This is a genomic window from Finegoldia sp. BIOML-A1 (genome assembly GCF_009678325.1).
In the GTDB taxonomy this organism is placed as follows: Bacteria; Bacillota; Clostridia; order Tissierellales; family Peptoniphilaceae; genus Finegoldia; species Finegoldia magna.
On sequence record NZ_WKZF01000004.1, the window covers coordinates 1 to 18,607 of the forward strand.

Consider the following 18,607-nt stretch of genomic DNA (forward strand, 5'->3'; position numbering starts at 1 on the left):
AGAATAGGACAAAAAAACCAGAGACAAATATTTCTAAATGTCTCTGGTACAAAGTCCAACTTTTTGGGGTCACCATATTTAAATGCTCGAGTTTTTTATATTATAGCAAGTAATGATATAATTAGATATATATTTAAATTTAGGAGATAAAAATGAATAGTGAATTAATTTATGAATATTTGGATAAAATTGGAAGAGATGGTTACAAGTTGGGACTTGATAGAATGCAAAAAACTTTAAAAATTCTAGGTAATCCCGAAAAAAGTTTTAAAATAATCCACGTTGCAGGAACTAATGGCAAGGGTTCTACATCAACTTTTATATATCAAACACTAAAAGAACATGGTTATAAAACTGGACTTTTTACATCACCTCACATTATTAATTTTTACGATAGAATAAAAATCGACAAAGAAATTTCAGAAGAAGATTTTATGAGAATTTTCGAAATTATCAAGTATACTATTGAAGAAAATGATATAAAGGTGTCCACATTTGAATTTATAACTTTGTGCGCGATTTATTATTTTGCAGAACAAAAATGCGAATATGTGGTTCTTGAAGTTGGAATGGGCGGAAGATTGGATGCTACCAACGCTACAGAAGAAACTTTGTTATCTGTAATTACAAAAATTGGCTTGGATCACCAAGAATATTTGGGAAATACTTTGGAAGAAATCGCATATGAAAAAGCTTGTATCATGAAACAAAATGGAAGATGTGTTGTTTACAATCAACAAGAAAGTGTATTGGATGTATTCAGAGAAGTTGCAGAAGAAAGAGATAACAAACTATACATTTGCGATTTTGATGAGGCGAAAAATATTGAAATCAACGCTACACATAATTCGTTTGATTGGAAAAATTTGCATATTGAAACTAGATTGGTTGGAAGATATCAATTATTTAACGCACAATTAGCATTGAGTGCTATTGATGTATTAAGAAATGAACTCGATTTGTCTGATGAAGATATCGTCAATGGTTTCAAAAACGCATACATTCCTGCAAGATTTGATGTGATTAGACACAACCCAACAGTAATATACGATGGCGGACACAATGCCGATGGGGTTAAAGCTTTGAAATCATCAATAGAATCTGTGTTTGGTGATAAGAAAATCGTATTTGTTTACGGTGTATTGAAAGACAAGGACTATAACGATGAAATCAAACTAATCCATGAAAATGCCAAAGCATTTGTGACATTTACGCCAGATTCACCAAGAGCATTAAAAGCAGAAGATTTGAAAAAGCAAATCGAAGCCTATAGCGATAATGTTGTCGCAAAATCAAACGTAAATGACGCTGTGGATTATGCAATTGAACATTTCAAAGACGATGTAATTATAATTTTTGGAACGTTGTACAGTGCGGAGCAAGCTTATGAACATTTATAAAAAAGTTTTTGATGGGAAAAATATCGGAGAAATTTTATACGATGAGCCAATGAAAAATCACACTACTTTCAAAATTGGAGGTAGTTGTGATGTTATGATATTTCCTAAAAATGAAGAACAAATAATAAATGCCATTCAATTAATAAAACAAAATGATTTTGCTTACAGAATTATAGGTAATGGATCGAATCTGTTAGTTAGCGATGAAGGGTTGAGAGAAGTCGTAATTAAATTACACGATAATTTCAACGACATGAAAATTGATGGTGATATTTTAACTGCAAAATCAGGGGCGTTATTGAGCACTGTCAGTAAATTAGCTATTAATAACTCTTACGCTGGTTTTGAAGCTGTTAGCGGCATACCCGGAGACATTGGAGGGGCTATTACAATGAATGCAGGTGCATATGGAACAGAAATGAAAGATATTGTTCACAGAGTTAAGGTTATTGATACAGATTTGAATGTAAAATATTTTAACTGTGATGAGATGGATTTTTCCTACAGACATTCAAGGGTTCAAGATGAAAAATTAGTCGTTTTGGAAGTTGAATTTTTGCTAAAAAAAGGTGATCAACAAGAAATCCTCAATAATTTTCACGATTACACAGAAAGAAGAACATCAAAGCAACCATTGGAACTTCCTTCATGTGGCTCTGTATTCAAAAGGCCAGAAGGACATTTTGCGGGACAATTGATTGATGAAGCAGGGCTTAGAGGATACAGATACAATGATGCAATGATTAGTGAAAAACACTGTGGATTCATAGTCAATGTTGGAGATGCAAAATGCTCTGACGTTGTAGAGGTTATAGAACATGTGCAAAAAGTTGTGTTTGATAAGTTCAATGTGAAGTTAGAACCAGAAGTGAGAATTATCGGTGGAAGATAAAGTAAAATTAACCAGAGAATATCACGTGCATTCAGTTTATAGTCGTAACAATCACGGGAAAAGTACAATCGAAGAAATTGTACAAGAAGCGAGAGCAAAAAAATTAAAGACTATAAGCATAACTGATCACGGTCCTGGACACTTAATGTACGGAATAAAAAGAAAATTAATTCCTGTACAACGTGAAGAAATTGATAGGCTCAAAGAAAAGTACGACGATATTGAAATTCTGATGGGAGTTGAAGCCAACGTAATTGGCTACGACGGAGAGATAGATATTAGAGAAGAAGAGAAAAAGTATTTTGATTTTATAAATCTTGGATTTCATGATGGAGTTAGATTTGTAGACAAAAAATCTTTTTATAATTATCATGTTTTAAAAAGAATGAGCTGGATGGGACAATCGGTCAGGAAAAAAATGATTGATTTGAATACAAATACAATGGTAAAAGCATTGGAGAACAACGATATTTTTATAATAACTCATCCAGGAGATAAAATAGATGTTGATATCGAAAAAATCGCACAAACATGCGAAAAAACAAACACAGTTATGGAGATTAACAACCATCATCCACACTTATCTGTAGAAGAAATCAAAATTTCTTCACATTATAATGTTAAATTTAGTTTAGGGAGTGATGCTCATCACAGAAAAAATATTGCAAATGTGAATGACAGCATCAAAAGAGTAATTGAATCAGGGTTGGATATTAGTAGAATTATAAACATCGATTAGGAGATTTCATGGAAGTTGTAATTATTACAGGAATGAGTGGAGCTGGCAAAAGCGCCAGTAGCGATATTTTTGAAGATTTGGGTTATTATACATTGGATAATATGCCGCCATCTCTTTTATTAAGTTTTATCGATTTGACTACAAAAAGCAAGAAAAAAATCAACAAAATAGCTTGCGTAGTAGATATTAGAGGTGGAGAATTCTTCGCTGATTTGATGAAGTCCATAACACTTTTGAAAAATCAAAGTATTGATGTTAAAATTTTATATTTGGATGCATCAGATGAAATTCTAATCAGAAGATACAAAGAACATAGAAGGCCACATCCCTTGGCAGTCAATGGAAATATTTTAGAAGGTATAGCTAATGAAAGAGAACTTCTAAGTGAAGTCAGAAATTCAGCAGATTCAATCATCAACACTTCTAATTTGACACTGGGAGAATTGAGAAGAAAAATATTATCTGCATTTTCACTTAAAGATGTAGACACAAAACTAGCAATATCTGTAGTATCATTTGGATTTAAGCATGGAATTTTGCTGGATGCAGATTTGATATTTGATGTCAGATTTCTTCCGAATCCCTACTATATAGCAGAATTAAAAAAATCTTCTGGACTAAATACAGATATAAAAGAGTATGTATTTGGATTTGAAGAAGCAAATGAATTCTTGGATAAATTGGTGGATATGATGGAATTTTTGATTCCCAAATATTCAAAAGAAGGAAAAACAAACTTGGTTATAGGAATAGGATGCACCGGCGGAAAGCACAGGTCCGTTGCAATAGCACAAGCTTTGACAACAAGGCTTGAAGGAAATGGAGAAAAAGTTTATGTATCCCACAGAGACCAAAAATTTTGGTAAAAAAATAGTAACTATAGGCGGAGGAACAGGCAATTCTATATTGCTAAGAGGCGTCAAAAATTTCACATCAAACATAACGACTATTGTAACTGTAGCTGATGATGGTGGAGGAAGTGGAGTTCTTAGAGAAGATTTGGGAATGTTACCTCCCGGTGATATTAGAAACTGTCTTGTGGCACTTGCTAATACTGAACCTATAATGGAAAAATTAATAAATTATAGATTTTCAAATGGTCAATTAAAAGGTCAGAGCTTAGGGAATTTATTGATAGCTGCGATGAATGATATATGTGGCGATTTCAACGAGGCAATAAAAGAAATAAGTAACGTACTTGCGATTACAGGAAAAGTACTGCCAATGACTTTGGATAATGTCAAATTATTTGCTGAATTGGAAGATGGATCTACTATTGAAGGTGAATCGAACATCACGTTTTTGAATAGAAAAAACGGAGGTAAAATCAAAAGGGTATACACATCACCTAAATTGCTTTTGCCATTAAAAGAATCCATAGATAGTATAATGGATGCTGATATTGTTATATTAGGACCAGGTTCCTTGTACACATCAATAATTCCCAATCTTTTAGTAACAGATATATCAAAAGCACTAAAAGAAACAAAGGCAGAAGTTGTGTACATATTAAATATTATGACTCAACCTGGAGAAACTAATGGTTACAACGTTACAGATCATGTAGTTGCCATTATCGATCACGCAAATTCAAATATTATCGATAAAATCGTCGTTAATTCCAAGGAAGTAGACAAATATGCGAAATACAGATACAAATCAATTGAAAACTCTACGCCGATTTATATTACAGAAGAAGATCGTGAAAATATGGAAAAATTAGGCATAGAAATCATAGAAGCTGATATATGTGATATTAGCTATGATTATATTGTGCATGATTCGAATAAATTGATGAAAACTATATTAGAAAGATATTAGTATGAATACGATTATTGAAAAATTAGACGGACAAAACAAAATACATGCACTTGAAAAAGCTGCAGATTTAATAAAAAATGGAAGTGTAGTTGCATTTCCAACAGAAACAGTATACGGATTAGGAGCAAATGGATTAGATGAAGAAGCTTGCAAAAAAATATTCGATGTTAAGAGAAGAAAAAGAGACAATCCACTAATCTTGCACGTAACTAATGATGAAATGGTCAGAAATTTATCGTCAGAAATCACTGAAGATCAAAAAAAATTGATGGATAATTTGTGGCCAGGTCCATTGACTATAATTTTCAAAAAAAGTGACAAAGTTAATGACGTTGTAAGTTGCGGAGGAAATACAGTTGCAATTAGAAATCCATCGGATGAAATCGCAAGATTTTTGATAGATAAATCAAATTGTCCAATAGCAGCTCCATCTGCAAATAAATCGGGAAGGCCATCACCAACTAATGCACAAGATGTTTATAGTGATATGCAAGGTGAGATTGAAATGATTTTGGATGGAGGAAGTTGTAACATTGGAATTGAATCCACTGTTGTCGATTTGACGGAGAAACCGTATACCATACTTAGACCTGGTTTTTACACAAAAGAAGATCTGGAAGAATATTTGGATGAGGTTGTGTATGATAAATCATTAATTGATTCTAACACTGTTCCGAAATCCCCAGGACAAAAATACAAGCACTATGCACCTAAAACAAAACTCATAGTAATCAAAGGAAACATGGATAACATACAAAATTATGTTGATGGCTTAGGAATAAATACAGAAGAAATTGGATTTATACTGTGCGAAGAAACTGCAACGAATGTAAATTTCGAAAATGTAAAAATTATTTCAAAAAGAAATGATTATTTGAATTTTGCACACAATATCTTTTCTTACCTCAGGGAGTTAGATAAATTAAATTATAAATTATTAATTTGTGAAGGGGTAAATGAACAAAAAATGGGTATAAGTATAATGAACAGGCTTAAAAAATCTTGTGCCAATAACATAGAACTAATTTAGTATGTTATAATAAAGAGTATAAAGTTTATTTTATAGGAGGAATTATGAGTAAAGTAACTGTATTTGATCATCCGTTGATTAAACACAAATTAACAATTTTACGTGATAAAAACACAGGAAGCAATCAATTTAGACAGTTAGTTTCAGAAATAGCAACTTTAATGTGCTATGAAGTTACTAGAGACTTTAAATTAGAAGATTGCGAAGTAGAAACTCCGATAGGAACGACTACCGGCCAAACTCTTAGTGGTAAAAAGTTGGGAGTAGTTCCAATTTTAAGAGCAGGTTTGGGAATGGTTGAAGGATTTTTGAGTGTACTACCAGCAGCAAAGGTTGGACACATCGGATTGTACAGAGATCCTGAAACATTAAAACCTGTTGAATATTATTGTAAATTGCCAAAAGATGTTGAAGAAAGAGATATTATAGTTGTGGATCCAATGCTTGCAACAGGTGGTTCTGCAGAGGCAGCGATTACTTTTTTAAAAGAGCATGGATGTAAGAACATCAAATTGGTTAATATCATAGCAGCTCCAGAAGGAATCAAAATGGTTCAAGAAAAGCATCCAGATGTAGATATATACGTAGCTGGTCTTGATGAAAAATTAAATGAACACGGTTATATCGTACCTGGTTTAGGTGATGCAGGAGATAGATTATTTGGTACTAAATAGCTTTAAAGCTTTTAGTTATATACTTATGGTTTTAGAGTATTTTTCATATTCTAAAACCATCTCTAATTAGGAGGTGAAACAATGTCAGATACTGCTATATCAAAAATCAAAGAAGCTGAAGAGAAGGCTAAGCTTATTGTCGAGGAAGCTAATGAAAAAAGAAAAAGCATTTTAGAGGATGCAAAATCAGAAGCTGAACAAAAATACAACGACATTATCAACGAAGCACAAAAAGTTCGAAATGAAAAACTTGAATCTTCAAAGAATAAAGCAATTGAAGAATCAAGAGATTTGGAACAAAAAGCTAAGATGAATAACGAAAGTATTAAAAACATCGACATTGATACAGTTGAAGGACTTGTAGACAAAATCGTTGAAAGGATAGTGAGTTAATGGCTATTGTAAAAATGAGCAAATTTGATTTGTATTCATTTGATTATGATAGGGAAAAATTACTCGAAGATCTTCAAAAGTTTAATTATGTTCATATTGATGAAAAGAAGGTAGATGACGAAAATCAAGGTGTAAGGAATTTAGATAATTCTGAACAAATTGTTAGCACTAGTGAAAAGCTTACCAAAGTAAAATGGGCTATAGATTTGCTTGAAAAGTATTCAGAAAAGCACAATAAGATAGACGAATTAAAACAAGGTAAGAAAACATTTAGACTAGATGAGCTTACTAAAAAAGCACTTGATTTTGACTTTGATGAACACTACAAAGAACTTTCATCTTTGGATAAACGACTAACTGAATTAGATCAGAATAATCAAACTTTGAACCAAAAAAAATCTGAATTAACTCCATGGGAGGAGTTAGATTTGGATATTTCAAAGATTGATGATTTTGAAAGGGTTAAGGTAGTTACAGGAACTGTAAGTGATAAATTCATCGATCAGTTGAAATTAAACACAAAAGACATTGAAGATATTTATATCGAAGAAATTTCTCGTAATTCAGGCTTTGTTTACTTGCTTGTTATCGCTAAGGATTATGAAAAAGCACAAGATATCCTAAGAGACAATGGATTTGTCAATATTAATATTAAATCACATGGACTTGTAAAAGATGAAATCAGAAATATTGACGAGCAAATCATTGAAAACAAAAAGCAATACAAAGAAATAGAAGATCAAATTAAATCAAAGACAGATTTGACTGAACAATTTAAGATTTATCATGATTATCTTGAAAACAACAGCTTAAAAGAAGAAGCTACAAGCAAAATTAAGAGGACTGATAAGATTGATATAATCGAAGGATATGTTCCTACTGACAAAGAAAAAGATTTTGAAAATGTACTACAAAACTCATTGAATAACAAGTACTATTTGGAAATGAATCCAGCAGATAAAAATGATCCAAATGTACCGATTATTTTGAAAAACAGAGGATTTGCAAAAGCTTTTGAAAGCATAACGGGAATGTATTCATTGCCAAAATACAACGAAGTTGATCCAACACCATTATTGGCACCTTTCTATTGTTTCTTCTCAGGAATGATGATTGGTGATTTGGGATATGGATTGATTGTATTTTTAGCAATAATAGTAGCTCTCAAGATTTTTAATCTTGATGAAAAGAAAAAGCAATTCTTGAAATTCTTTATGTTCATATCGATTGCTTCGATGTTCTGGGGATACATTTACGGATCGTTCTTTGGTGGAATTATACCAATGACTCCAATCATCGATACGAGCAAAAATGCAATGACTTTAATAGTTTTATGCTTAATATTTGCTTTTATACATTTATTCTTTGCATTGGGAATCAAGGCTTACATGTTGATTAGAGATCACAAGCCTTTAGATGCATTTTATGATGTAGGACTATGGTATTTAATTATTATTAGTATATTGATATTATTAAGTGGTAACCTATTAGGATTACCTGCAGTGGCAATGACAGTAGCAAAATGGATTGCCATAGCATCAGCTGTGGGGATAGTTCTAACCGCAGGAAGAGATGCAAAAAGTATTGGTGGTAAGCTTGGCTCAGGATTGTATTCGTTGTACGGAATATCTGGCTGGATTGGAGATTTCGTATCATATATGAGACTTATGGCATTAGGTTTATCAGGAGCATACATTGCAGTAGCAATTAATATGATTGTAAAAATGATGGCTGGATCAAGTATTATTGGATTCATATTTGGACTTATCGTATTCGTGGTATTCCAAGCATTCAACGCATTCTTATCGTACTTGTCAGCATACGTTCACTCTGCTAGATTGATTTTCGTAGAAATGTTTAACAAGTTCTACGAAGGTGGTGGAGTGCCATTCAAGAAACTTATAACAGAATCAGAATATTTTAATATAACAAACAAATAGGAGGATATTATGGAAAAATTCTTTTTAGAAAACGGTGGATTAGTTTTAGGAGTATTATCAGTAGTAATAGCAGTTTTATTCTCAGGTATGGGATCTGCAAAAGGTGTAGGTAGAGCAGGGGAAGCTGCAGCTGGAGTAGTTATTGAAGAACCAGAAAAATTCGGTAAGTCATTAGTACTTCAATTATTACCAGGTACACAAGGTTTGTACGGATTCGTAATTGGTATTTTAATTCTATTCAAACTTGTTGGTGGGGATACTTCATTAGCACAAGGATATGTTTACATTGCAGCAGCTATACCAGTAGGTGTTGTTGGATATTTCTCAGCAATTGCTCAAAGTAAGGTAGCAGTTAGTGGTATCAATATCTTAGCAAAGAATGAACCTCAACAAGCAAAAGGAATTATATATTCCGTAATGGTTGAGTTATATGCCATCTTAGCATTCGCTATTTCATTCTTATTAATGAACCAAATCCAAGCTTAATGGTGATTTAGATGTCTAATTTAGATAATATAATTAATGAAATTCTTGAAGATGCAAAAAAAGAATCTGAACAAATTCTAAATAATGCAAATCAAGAAAAAGAAAAAATCATTGAAACTAAAATAGACCAGGCTAATCAAGAAAAAGATACAATATTAAACAAAGCAGAATCTGAAGCAAAAGGCGTGTACGATAGACACTTATCCCAAGTTGTTTTAAAATCAAGAGATAATGCGCTTTTTGCAAAACAAGAAGTAATCGATAGTGTTTTACAAAAAATTAAAGATAAATTAAAGAATATGTCACTTGAAGATTATAAAAAATACCTAACAAATAGTTTATCCAAAATGGATTTGAATAGTGATTATTTGTTAGTATTACAATCTGATAAGTATGATAGTTTGAAGAATGAAAACTTTAATGTAAAAATATCAGATGAAACTGTTGACAGCGGATTTTGTATTAAAAGAGGTAATGTATTAATCAATAATAATTTTTCTTCACTGGTCGATTCAATGAAAGATGAATTGGAAGTAGAAATTGCGAAAACTCTTTTTAAGAAGTAGGTGATAATATGAAAAAAGAAGATTTCATACATCAATCTGCTCTAACTCGTGTCAAAGAAAAGGAATTGTTGAGTAAGAATGATTATGAAAGGCTGATAGATGCAAGTAATTTAGAAGAAACTGTAAGATTACTTTCGGATTCAGTGTATCAATCAGAATTTGCAAAGCTTGATAATTATAAGAATTACGATGTTGCTTTGAAAAATGAGTTAAAAAAGACTTATAAATACATGTATGATATGAGTAGTTTCCAATTTCCTGTCGATTTAATGGCATTAAAATACGATTATCATAATTTAAAAGTGTTGATTAAAGAATATCTAAAAGATGAAGATTTTTCTTCAATGTTAAGCGATATAACTAGAATTGAATTCAAAAGCATGAGAGATTCAATTAGAGAAAATACTGAAATTGAAATGGAACATTTTGATAAAGTTATCAAAGAGTCAATCGCTGATTACGAAGAAAACAAAGATCCTCAAATGGTAGATATTTATGCTGACAGAGAGTATTTTGTGGAAACTTCAGAAATTGCAAAACAAATTGATTCAGATTTGATAAATGAATACGTCGAAGATTTGATAGATTTTACTAATATTAAAACTTTACTTAGAGTTCAAAACCAAAAGAAAAGTTTAGAATTTTTGAAAAAAGTCATTATTCCTAATGGTAGTATTGAATCTGAAAAGTTTGAAAGTGAATTGCATTCTGAAATTACCGAAGATAGTCCGTTATTCAAACAAGCTAGAATTTACTATTATGTAAAAGAAGCTATCAGTGAGTATAAGAAATCAAATAGTTTATCTGTCTTTGAAAAAGCAATGGATGATTATTTGATGGAAAAAATCAAAGAAATCAAAAAGGTTACTTATGGACCTGAGGTTTTGTTTGGATATTTATTTGCAAAAGAAACTGAAATTAAGAATCTTAGGATTATTTTTGTAGGAAAGATTAACTCATTGAAACCTGATTATATCAGGAGTAAGTTGAGGTTAAGTTATGCGTAAAAAAGTAGCTGTAGTAGGTGATAGAGATTCTGTGTTGGTCTTCAAAGCTTTGGGAGTACATGTTTTTGAATCTATTGAAAGCACTGATGCTAGAAAAACAGTTGATAGATTAGCAAAAGAAGACTACGGAGTGATTTTTATTACTGAACAAATAGCAGAAAAAATCAAAGAAACAATAGATAGATATAATGATAAAGTTTCACCAGCTATTATCTTGATACCTTCTAATCAAGGTAGCTTGAACATTGGAATGAACAGAATCAATACCAATGTCGAAAAAGCTGTTGGAGCGAACATTTTGTAAAGGAGAGCTTATATTGAAAGAAGGTAAAGTATTAAAAGTATCCGGACCTTTGGTAGTTGCTGAAGGAATGGAAAACGCAAGCGTATATGACGTTGTTGAGGTTTCAGACGATAAGCTCATTGGAGAGATTATTGAAATGAGAGGCGATAAAGCCTCAATTCAAGTATATGAAGAAACAACAGGAATTGGCCCTGGGGATAAAGTTGTATCTACAGGTCACCCACTATCAATTGAATTGGGACCTGGTATATTAGAGCAAATGTTTGATGGTATTCAAAGACCGTTAAAATCATTGCAAGAAAAAGCTGGAGACTTCTTGTTAAGAGGAGTTAGCGCTCCATCATTAAACAGAGAAAAGAAATGGGAATTCAAGCCTGTTAAATCTGTAGGTGATGAAGTAGAAGCAGGAGATATTATAGGTGAAGTTCAAGAAACTGAAGTAATTGTTCACAAGATAATGGTTCCAGCTAATGTATCTGGTAAAATCAAATCAATTGAATCTGGAGAATTCACTGTTGATCAAACAGTTTGCGTTGTAGAACAAGATTCTAAAGATATTGAAATAAATATGATTCAAAGATGGCCTGTAAGAAATGGTAGACCTTACAAAGAAAAGGAAGATCCAATCAGACCATTGATCACAGGTCAAAGAGTTATCGATACATTCTTCCCAGTTGCAAAAGGTGGTACTGCAGCAATTCCAGGACCTTTCGGTAGTGGTAAAACAGTAGTTCAACACCAATTAGCTAAATGGGCAGATGCTGAAATAGTTGTATATGTAGGTTGTGGAGAACGTGGTAACGAAATGACAGACGTTCTTAATGAATTCCCTGAATTGATTGACCCTAAGACTGGACAATCATTGATGAAGAGAACTGTTTTGATAGCGAACACTTCAAACATGCCAGTAGCAGCCAGAGAAGCTAGTATCTACACTGGAATTACAATCGCTGAATATTACAGAGATATGGGTTATTCAGTAGCTATGATGGCCGACTCAACATCAAGATGGGCAGAAGCTCTTCGTGAAATGAGTGGTAGACTTGAAGAAATGCCAGGCGATGAAGGTTATCCTGCATACTTGGCATCAAGAATTGCGGACTTCTACGAACGTGCTGGAAAAGTAAAATGTTTGGGTAGTGATGGAAGAGACGGATCATTGACAGTTATCGGTGCGGTATCTCCTCCAGGTGGAGATATTTCAGAACCAGTTACACAATCTACGCTTAGAATTGTAAAAGTATTCTGGGGATTGGATTACGCATTAAGTTATATGAGACACTTCCCAGCTATAAATTGGATTAACTCTTATTCATTGTATCAAGATAAAATTGACGAATATTTGGATGGTAACGTAGATAGTAATTTCTCAGATTTTAGAAAACAAGCTATGAAGTTATTACAAGAAGAATCATCTTTACTAGAAATCGTAAGATTGGTTGGACGTGATTCATTAAGCGATGAAGACCAAATCAAACTTGAAACTTCAAAATCAGTAAGAGAAGATTTCTTACAACAAAACGCATTCCATGAAACAGATACATTCTGTTCATTGGACAAACAAGCAAAAATGTTGGATTTAATCTTAACATTCCACAAGGAATCTTTGAAAGCTTTGGAAGAAGGAGCTTATGTATCTGAAATTTCAAAACTAGCTGTAAGAGAAAAAATCACACGTGCTAAAAATATTCCAGAAGATGAATTACAAAGATTTGAAGAAATTAAACAAGAAATTAAATCACAAATTACCGATTTAGTTAATGGAGGTGAACGTTAATGATTAAAGATTATAATTCAGTAACAGAAGTAGTCGGACCATTAATGGCGGTAGAAGGTGTAGAAGGCGTAAAATTCGACGAACTTGTTGAAATAGAATTACAAGATGGAGAAAAAAGACGTGGTCGTGTTGTAGAAATTGACCACGATGTAGCGATGGTTCAAGTATTCGAAGGTACATCAGGAATTAACTTACAAGAAACTACAGTAAGATTTTTGGGAAGACCTTTGGAACTTGGAGTATCCGAAGATATGATCGGTAGAGTATTCGATGGTTTAGGTAGACCAATAGATAATGGTCCTAAAATTATTCCAGAAGATAAAGTAGACATCAATGGTTCATCTATCAATCCAGTATCTAGAGACTATCCATCAGAATTTATCGAAACAGGCGTATCTACAATAGATGGTTTGAACACTCTTGTTAGAGGACAAAAACTTCCTATATTCTCAGGATCAGGTCTTCCTCACAACAAATTGGCAGCTCAAATAGCAAGACAAGCAAAAGTTTTGGGTAAAGATGATAAATTCGCCGTAGTATTTGCTGCGATGGGAATAACATTTGAAGAAGCTCAATATTTCATCGGAGACTTCAATAAAACAGGCGCTATCGACAGAGCAGTATTGTTCATGAACTTAGCTGATGACCCAGCTATTGAACGTCTTTCAACTCCAAAAATGGCACTTACTTGTGCAGAATTCTTGGCTTTTGAAAAGGGAATGCACGTATTAGTAATCATGACAGACATGACAAACTACGCAGAAGCACTTCGTGAAGTATCTGCTGCCAGAAAAGAAGTTCCAGGTCGTAGAGGATATCCAGGATATTTGTACACTGACCTTGCAACTTTATATGAAAGAGCTGGAAGAATCGTTGGAAGAGAAGGATCTATTACACAAATTCCTATCTTGACAATGCCAGAAGATGATATTACTCACCCAATACCAGACTTGACAGGATACATTACAGAAGGTCAAATCATACTTTCTCGTGAATTATACAAGAAAGGATATGAACCTCCTATCAATGCTATCCCATCATTATCAAGACTTAAAGATAAAGGTATTGGTAAAGGCAAAACAAGAGAAGACCATGCAGATACTATGAACCAAATCTACGCAGGATATGCGTCTGGACTTGATGCAAAACAATTATCTGCAATTCTTGGGGAATCTGCATTGAGCGATGCTGACAAAGCATTTGCAAAATTTGCTGAAAGATTCGAAAGAGAATATGTAGACCAAGGTTATTATACTGATAGATCAATTGAAGAAACTCTTAATATCGGCTGGGATTTATTAAAAGAAATACCACGTACAGAATTGAAGAGAATTAAAGACGAATTGATAGATAAATATATTGGAAATGGTGAAGGGACTGATGAGTAATGGCAAGACTCAACGTCAATCCTACAAGAATGGCTCTGTCGGAGCTAAAAGCTAGACTCAAAACATCTTCCAGAGGTCATAAGTTATTAAAAGATAAACAAGATGAACTTATGAGACAATTCATCGACATGATAAAAGAGAACAAAGCTCTAAGAGAAAAAGTTGAAGAAAAACTTCAAAACTCATTCAGCGATTTTCTAATGGCAAGTGCAATAATGAGTCCAGAGTTTTTGGATGAAGCAGTATCATTTCCTAAAACAAAGGTAAATGTAGATATTGAAACTAAAAACGTAATGAGTGTAATTATTCCACAAATGAAATTCTCTCGTGAAGGTGAAGCTGATTCTAGTGAAATATATCCTTATGGATATGCTCAAACATCACAAGATTTGGACTTGGCAATTGACTCATTGAATTCAGTTATGGATGATATGTTGGCATTAGCTCAAATCGAAAAAGCTACACAATTAATGGCGGATGAAATTGAGCAAACTAGAAGAAGAGTAAATGCTTTGGAATATAGAACAATTCCTGATTTGGAAGAAACAATTAAATATATCAGAGCAAAGCTTGATGAAAACGAACGTGCTAATATTACAAGACTTATGAAAGTCAAAGATATTATCGCAAAACAAGAAAACGAAGCATAAAAATAAGACTGGGTAAAATAATCTTAGAATTAGATTACTCAGTCTTTTTTTATGGTAATATAATTAGTAGAATGAAAAATATGTAGAGGACAGTATGAAGATTATAATTTCACCCGCAAAAACTTTTAAAATTAGAAAAATTAAAAACAAAAATTGTGATTGTCTATATGAAAGCAAGAAAAATGAGCTAGTTTCAATTATAAAAGAAAAATCCATCGAAGAACTCAAAGAATTGTGGAAATGTTCCGACAAAATAGCAGAGGAAAGTTACAACCTTTATCAAAATTTCGATGAGGCACCAAAAGGTTGTGCGATATTAAGCTTTGACGGAATACAATATCAATACATGGATGTTAACTCATTGGATGAAAATCAATTAGAATATCTGGAAGAACATCTCAGAATATTATCGGGACTTTACGGAATACTTAGACCATTAGATGAAATATCAAAATATAGATTGGATTTTGAAGACAAATTAATTAATCTGTATGAATTTTGGGAAGATGAAATAAGAAATCACTTTAAAGGTGAGGAAATAATCGATTTGGCATCAAAAGAGTATGGGCAGAATATTTACAAATACTTAGATAAAACACCAGTTAAGATTGATTTTAAAGAAGAAGTATTTGTAGAAGGAGATATTAAATTAAAGACAAAAGCAACTCCATCTAAAATTCTTAGAGGTAGAATGGTAAATTATATGGCAAGAAATAATGTTGAAGATATTGAACAATTGAAGAAGTTCTCTTGTGATGGATATAATTATTCTGAAGATTACAGTGATACAAATAAACTTGTTTTTGTGAAATCAAAAGTGTTTGATTAATTAAAAAAGACTTTGTTTGTAACATGTGTTAAACAAAGTCTATTTTTTGATTTTTTTGATTTTTGTTTTGTATTTGTTTCTATAATCGTTAGGTGTAACTTTCACCACTCTACGAAATGCCTGATCGAAATATGATTGGGAATTGAAACCACAGAGTTTTGCTATATCGTTGATTGGCTTGTTTGATGTTTTTAATAACAACATCGCAGATTCCATTCTCCTGTTTAGCAAAAATTGCATTGGAGTTTTACCGTAATGATTTTTGAATTCGTGGATTAAATGTGACTTAGAGACCATAAATTTTTCTGAAATAGAATCTAGTGTGATTTCTTGATTGAAATTTTCATAAATATAATCTTCGACATGTTTAGTAAATGAATCTTGTGCAGGATCATCCATTGTGAATTTTAAATCGCCACGTCTTTGAATTTCTGTAATCAAAATACTAATCAAACAAGAGCACACTCTTTGATATCTAAATCTCTTGTACTTGGCTTCTTCCAATATTTTGTTGATATAGTACAAAATTACCATATCACGGTCGTTGATGTGATTGTGTTTGATACTAAGGACTGCTTTATCTTTTTGTTCTGTATCGAAAGATACTTCAGAAATAGCTAGTGTATAGAACTCAAAACTTTCTGATTTAGAAATTTCTGTAATTCTGGAACCTTGATTTACTATTAATACATCAAAAGGAAGAATTTCTATCTTTTTGTCATTTACAATAAAAGTTCCATTTCCTTTAAGACAATAGTACATTTGATAAAAAGGAAGTATTCCTCTTTTCATTTCTTCATTCATTTTAAGTTCTGTTTTAGAAATAAATAATAACTTGATGTATAAATCATCTCTAGGCTCAATCTTGTAAAATTCACTATTCATTTTCTTTTTCCAAGCAATCCTTGCATATTCCGTTAATCAAAATATTTGTAGAATTGATTTTGAATCCTTTCAAATCGGAACTTTCAACTGTATTTTCCGTATTAAAATTGTAAATCTTGCCACATTTATCACATTTAAAATGTCCATGAGTTTCAGTCGTTATGTCGTATCTTAGCTCTGAGTTATCGATATTAAGTTCAGATACAATACCAGCTTTCACGAAGACTTTAACTGTATTATAGATAGTTGTTCTAGATAATGTAGTCAATTTGGGAGCTAAATTTCTGTAAATATCATCTACAGTTGGATGAATATGATGATTTTCCAAATAATCTAAAATTACAATTCTTTGATATGTAGGTTTAATACCATTGTCTAATAATTTTGTTCTTAAATAATTTCCATTGTTTTCCATAATAATTTCCTTTCAAATAACGCTTTTTATTATATCAGCTAGAAGATATACAAGTCAAACCACTTGAAATATATTTGACTTCAATGTAGAATATATAGGATAAAAAATCAAAGGAGTGTTTTATGAAAAGAATTATTGGAGTAGACGAAAAAGTATCTCCAAAGATGCTAATACCTCTAAGTATTCAACATACTTTCGCTATGTTTGGAGCGAGTGTATTGGTGCCTATAGTTTTGGGGATTAATCCTAGTATTGTTTTATTGATGAATGGTATAGGTACACTGTTATTTATTTTGATAACAAAAAGAAAAGCACCGGCGTATTTGGGGAGTAGTTTTGCCTTCTTAGGACCAGCAACTATAATAATTGGACAATCGGGATTTCGTTATGCACAGGGAGCTTTCGTTGCAATAGGACTTATTGGATGTATTCTAGCATACATAATTTATAAATTTGGAACGGATTGGATTGACGTTGTTCTGCCTCCTGCTGCTATGGGAAGTGTTGTAAGTTTGATAGGATTTGAACTTGCACAAGCAACTGTTTCTGGTGGTAAGATCGGTGCAAATATCATGACAGATACAAGAACTACAAATGATGTTATAGTTTTCTTGGTTACATTGTCAGTAGCGATCTTAGGTTCTGTTTTATTCAAAAAATTCTTAGCTACAATACCGATATTAATCGCAATTATAACAGGTTATATTGTCAGTGTAGCATTAAAAATGGTTGATTTTACACCGGTAATGCAAGCATCATTATTTACATTGCCTAAATTTCAACTTCCAATATTTGACCTAAAATCTATAATCACAATGTTGCCTGTAATTTTGGTAATAACAAGTGAACATATTTCACACCAAGTAGTTACAAGTAATATCATAGGAAGAGATCTATTAAAAGAACCTGGCCTTCATAGATCGATTTTTGCAGACAACTTTTCAACTGCATTATCTGGATTTATAGGCGGAGTTCCAACAACAACTTACGGTGAAAATATTGGCGTAATGGCAATTACTAAAGTTTATTCGGTATATGTAATTGCAGGAGCTGCTTGTATATCAATTTTAATGGCATTTATTGGACCATTATCAGCATTAATATCATCGATACCAGGAAATGTAATAGGTGGAGTAACATTCTTACTTTACGGCATGATAGGAACAAGTGGTATCAGATTATTAGTAGACCAAAAAGTAGATTACTCACAATCCAAAAACTTAATATTAACTTCTGTAATATTTGTAACTGGACTTTCAGGATTGAAAATAAACTTCTTGGGAGTATCATTATCAGGAATGGTTCTAGCATCAGTTGTTGCAGTAGTATTGAGCTTACTATTCTATGTATTTGATAGATTGGGAATAATGAACGATTAGTAAGTATAATTAGTGGACTTTTATTAGTTCAC

At 32.3% G+C, this 18,607-nt stretch carries 20 protein-coding genes; 18 read left to right on the forward strand and 2 right to left on the reverse strand.

Features of this window, described 5'->3' with window-relative positions; genetic code table 11:
- The first annotated feature begins 152 nt into the window (after nt 1-152).
- The 17 genes from GKG00_RS04880 to yaaA all read left to right on the forward strand — a co-directional run bounded on the left by GKG00_RS04880 (nt 153) and on the right by yaaA (nt 15,896).
- Entirely contained in the window at nt 153-1,400 is a 1,248-nt protein-coding gene (locus tag GKG00_RS04880; protein ID WP_154254529.1) for a folylpolyglutamate synthase/dihydrofolate synthase family protein, read from the forward strand.
- Nucleotides 1,387-2,292, forward strand: a complete 906-nt coding sequence (murB, locus tag GKG00_RS04885; RefSeq protein WP_154254530.1) for a UDP-N-acetylmuramate dehydrogenase — start codon at nt 1,387-1,389, stop codon at nt 2,290-2,292. Before GKG00_RS04880 ends, murB begins: the two co-directional genes overlap by 14 nt.
- A complete protein-coding gene (locus tag GKG00_RS04890) occupies nt 2,282-3,031 on the forward strand; it encodes a PHP domain-containing protein (RefSeq protein WP_346962833.1) in 750 nt (249 codons plus the stop codon). The genes murB and GKG00_RS04890 overlap by 11 nt, the downstream gene beginning before the upstream one ends.
- 8 nt (nt 3,032-3,039) lie before the next feature.
- Nucleotides 3,040-3,897: an RNase adapter RapZ gene (rapZ, locus tag GKG00_RS04895; RefSeq protein ID WP_094205957.1), complete on the forward strand. Its 858-nt coding sequence runs from the start codon at nt 3,040-3,042 to the stop codon at nt 3,895-3,897.
- Nucleotides 3,866-4,852 (forward strand): YvcK family protein, encoded by a 987-nt coding sequence (locus GKG00_RS04900; protein WP_094208836.1) that lies wholly within the window; start codon nt 3,866-3,868, stop codon nt 4,850-4,852. Before rapZ ends, GKG00_RS04900 begins: the two co-directional genes overlap by 32 nt.
- A gap of 1 nt (nt 4,853) precedes the next feature.
- On the forward strand, nt 4,854-5,882 hold the full coding sequence (locus GKG00_RS04905) for an L-threonylcarbamoyladenylate synthase (protein WP_094208835.1): 1,029 nt from the start codon (nt 4,854-4,856) through the stop codon (nt 5,880-5,882).
- Between the two features lie 44 nt (nt 5,883-5,926).
- Nucleotides 5,927-6,556: a uracil phosphoribosyltransferase gene (upp, locus tag GKG00_RS04910; RefSeq protein WP_094203873.1), complete on the forward strand. Its 630-nt coding sequence runs from the start codon at nt 5,927-5,929 to the stop codon at nt 6,554-6,556.
- Between the two features lie 81 nt (nt 6,557-6,637).
- Nucleotides 6,638-6,949, forward strand: a complete 312-nt coding sequence (locus tag GKG00_RS04915; RefSeq protein WP_154254532.1) for a hypothetical protein — start codon at nt 6,638-6,640, stop codon at nt 6,947-6,949.
- The gene (locus tag GKG00_RS04920) at nt 6,949-8,889 is read left to right on the forward strand and encodes a V-type ATP synthase subunit I (RefSeq protein WP_094224890.1); all 1,941 of its coding nucleotides are present in this window, start codon (nt 6,949-6,951) and stop codon (nt 8,887-8,889) included. The genes GKG00_RS04915 and GKG00_RS04920 overlap by 1 nt, the downstream gene beginning before the upstream one ends.
- A 9-nt stretch (nt 8,890-8,898) precedes the next feature.
- Nucleotides 8,899-9,375: a V-type ATP synthase subunit K gene (locus GKG00_RS04925; RefSeq protein WP_094224889.1), complete on the forward strand. Its 477-nt coding sequence runs from the start codon at nt 8,899-8,901 to the stop codon at nt 9,373-9,375.
- Nucleotides 9,376-9,386: 11 nt separating this feature from the next.
- A complete protein-coding gene (locus tag GKG00_RS04930; RefSeq protein ID WP_154254533.1) occupies nt 9,387-9,941 on the forward strand; it encodes a V-type ATP synthase subunit E in 555 nt (184 codons plus the stop codon).
- A gap of 8 nt (nt 9,942-9,949) precedes the next feature.
- Nucleotides 9,950-10,948: a V-type ATP synthase subunit C gene (locus tag GKG00_RS04935; RefSeq protein ID WP_154254534.1), complete on the forward strand. Its 999-nt coding sequence runs from the start codon at nt 9,950-9,952 to the stop codon at nt 10,946-10,948.
- Nucleotides 10,941-11,252, forward strand: a complete 312-nt coding sequence (locus GKG00_RS04940; RefSeq protein WP_154254536.1) for a V-type ATP synthase subunit F — start codon at nt 10,941-10,943, stop codon at nt 11,250-11,252. Before GKG00_RS04935 ends, GKG00_RS04940 begins: the two co-directional genes overlap by 8 nt.
- Nucleotides 11,253-11,265: 13 nt before the next feature.
- The gene (locus tag GKG00_RS04945) at nt 11,266-13,029 is read left to right on the forward strand and encodes a V-type ATP synthase subunit A (RefSeq protein WP_154254538.1); all 1,764 of its coding nucleotides are present in this window, start codon (nt 11,266-11,268) and stop codon (nt 13,027-13,029) included.
- Nucleotides 13,029-14,417, forward strand: coding sequence for a V-type ATP synthase subunit B (locus GKG00_RS04950; RefSeq protein WP_094205950.1), 1,389 nt, complete (start codon nt 13,029-13,031; stop codon nt 14,415-14,417). The genes GKG00_RS04945 and GKG00_RS04950 overlap by 1 nt, the downstream gene beginning before the upstream one ends.
- The gene (locus tag GKG00_RS04955) at nt 14,417-15,067 is read left to right on the forward strand and encodes a V-type ATP synthase subunit D (RefSeq protein WP_094205949.1); all 651 of its coding nucleotides are present in this window, start codon (nt 14,417-14,419) and stop codon (nt 15,065-15,067) included. The genes GKG00_RS04950 and GKG00_RS04955 overlap by 1 nt, the downstream gene beginning before the upstream one ends.
- 94 nt (nt 15,068-15,161) lie before the next feature.
- Nucleotides 15,162-15,896 carry a peroxide stress protein YaaA gene (gene yaaA, locus GKG00_RS04960; protein WP_154254539.1) on the forward strand — a complete coding sequence of 245 codons (735 nt, stop codon included), beginning with the start codon at nt 15,162-15,164 and terminating at the stop codon, nt 15,894-15,896.
- 39 nt (nt 15,897-15,935) lie between these two features.
- Here yaaA and GKG00_RS04965 read toward each other — a convergent pair whose 3' ends face one another.
- Nucleotides 15,936-16,781 carry an AraC family transcriptional regulator gene (locus GKG00_RS04965; RefSeq protein WP_154254541.1) on the reverse strand — a complete coding sequence of 282 codons (846 nt, stop codon included), beginning with the start codon at nt 16,779-16,781 and terminating at the stop codon, nt 15,936-15,938.
- Nucleotides 16,774-17,196 (reverse strand): Fur family transcriptional regulator, encoded by a 423-nt coding sequence (locus GKG00_RS04970; protein ID WP_094207331.1) that lies wholly within the window; start codon nt 17,194-17,196, stop codon nt 16,774-16,776. Before GKG00_RS04970 ends, GKG00_RS04965 begins: the two co-directional genes overlap by 8 nt.
- A gap of 122 nt (nt 17,197-17,318) precedes the next feature.
- Between GKG00_RS04970 and uraA the strand changes: the two genes are divergently transcribed.
- On the forward strand, nt 17,319-18,575 hold the full coding sequence (gene uraA, locus GKG00_RS04975) for a uracil permease (RefSeq protein ID WP_110058025.1): 1,257 nt from the start codon (nt 17,319-17,321) through the stop codon (nt 18,573-18,575).
- The last annotated feature ends 32 nt before the right edge of the window (nt 18,576-18,607 follow it).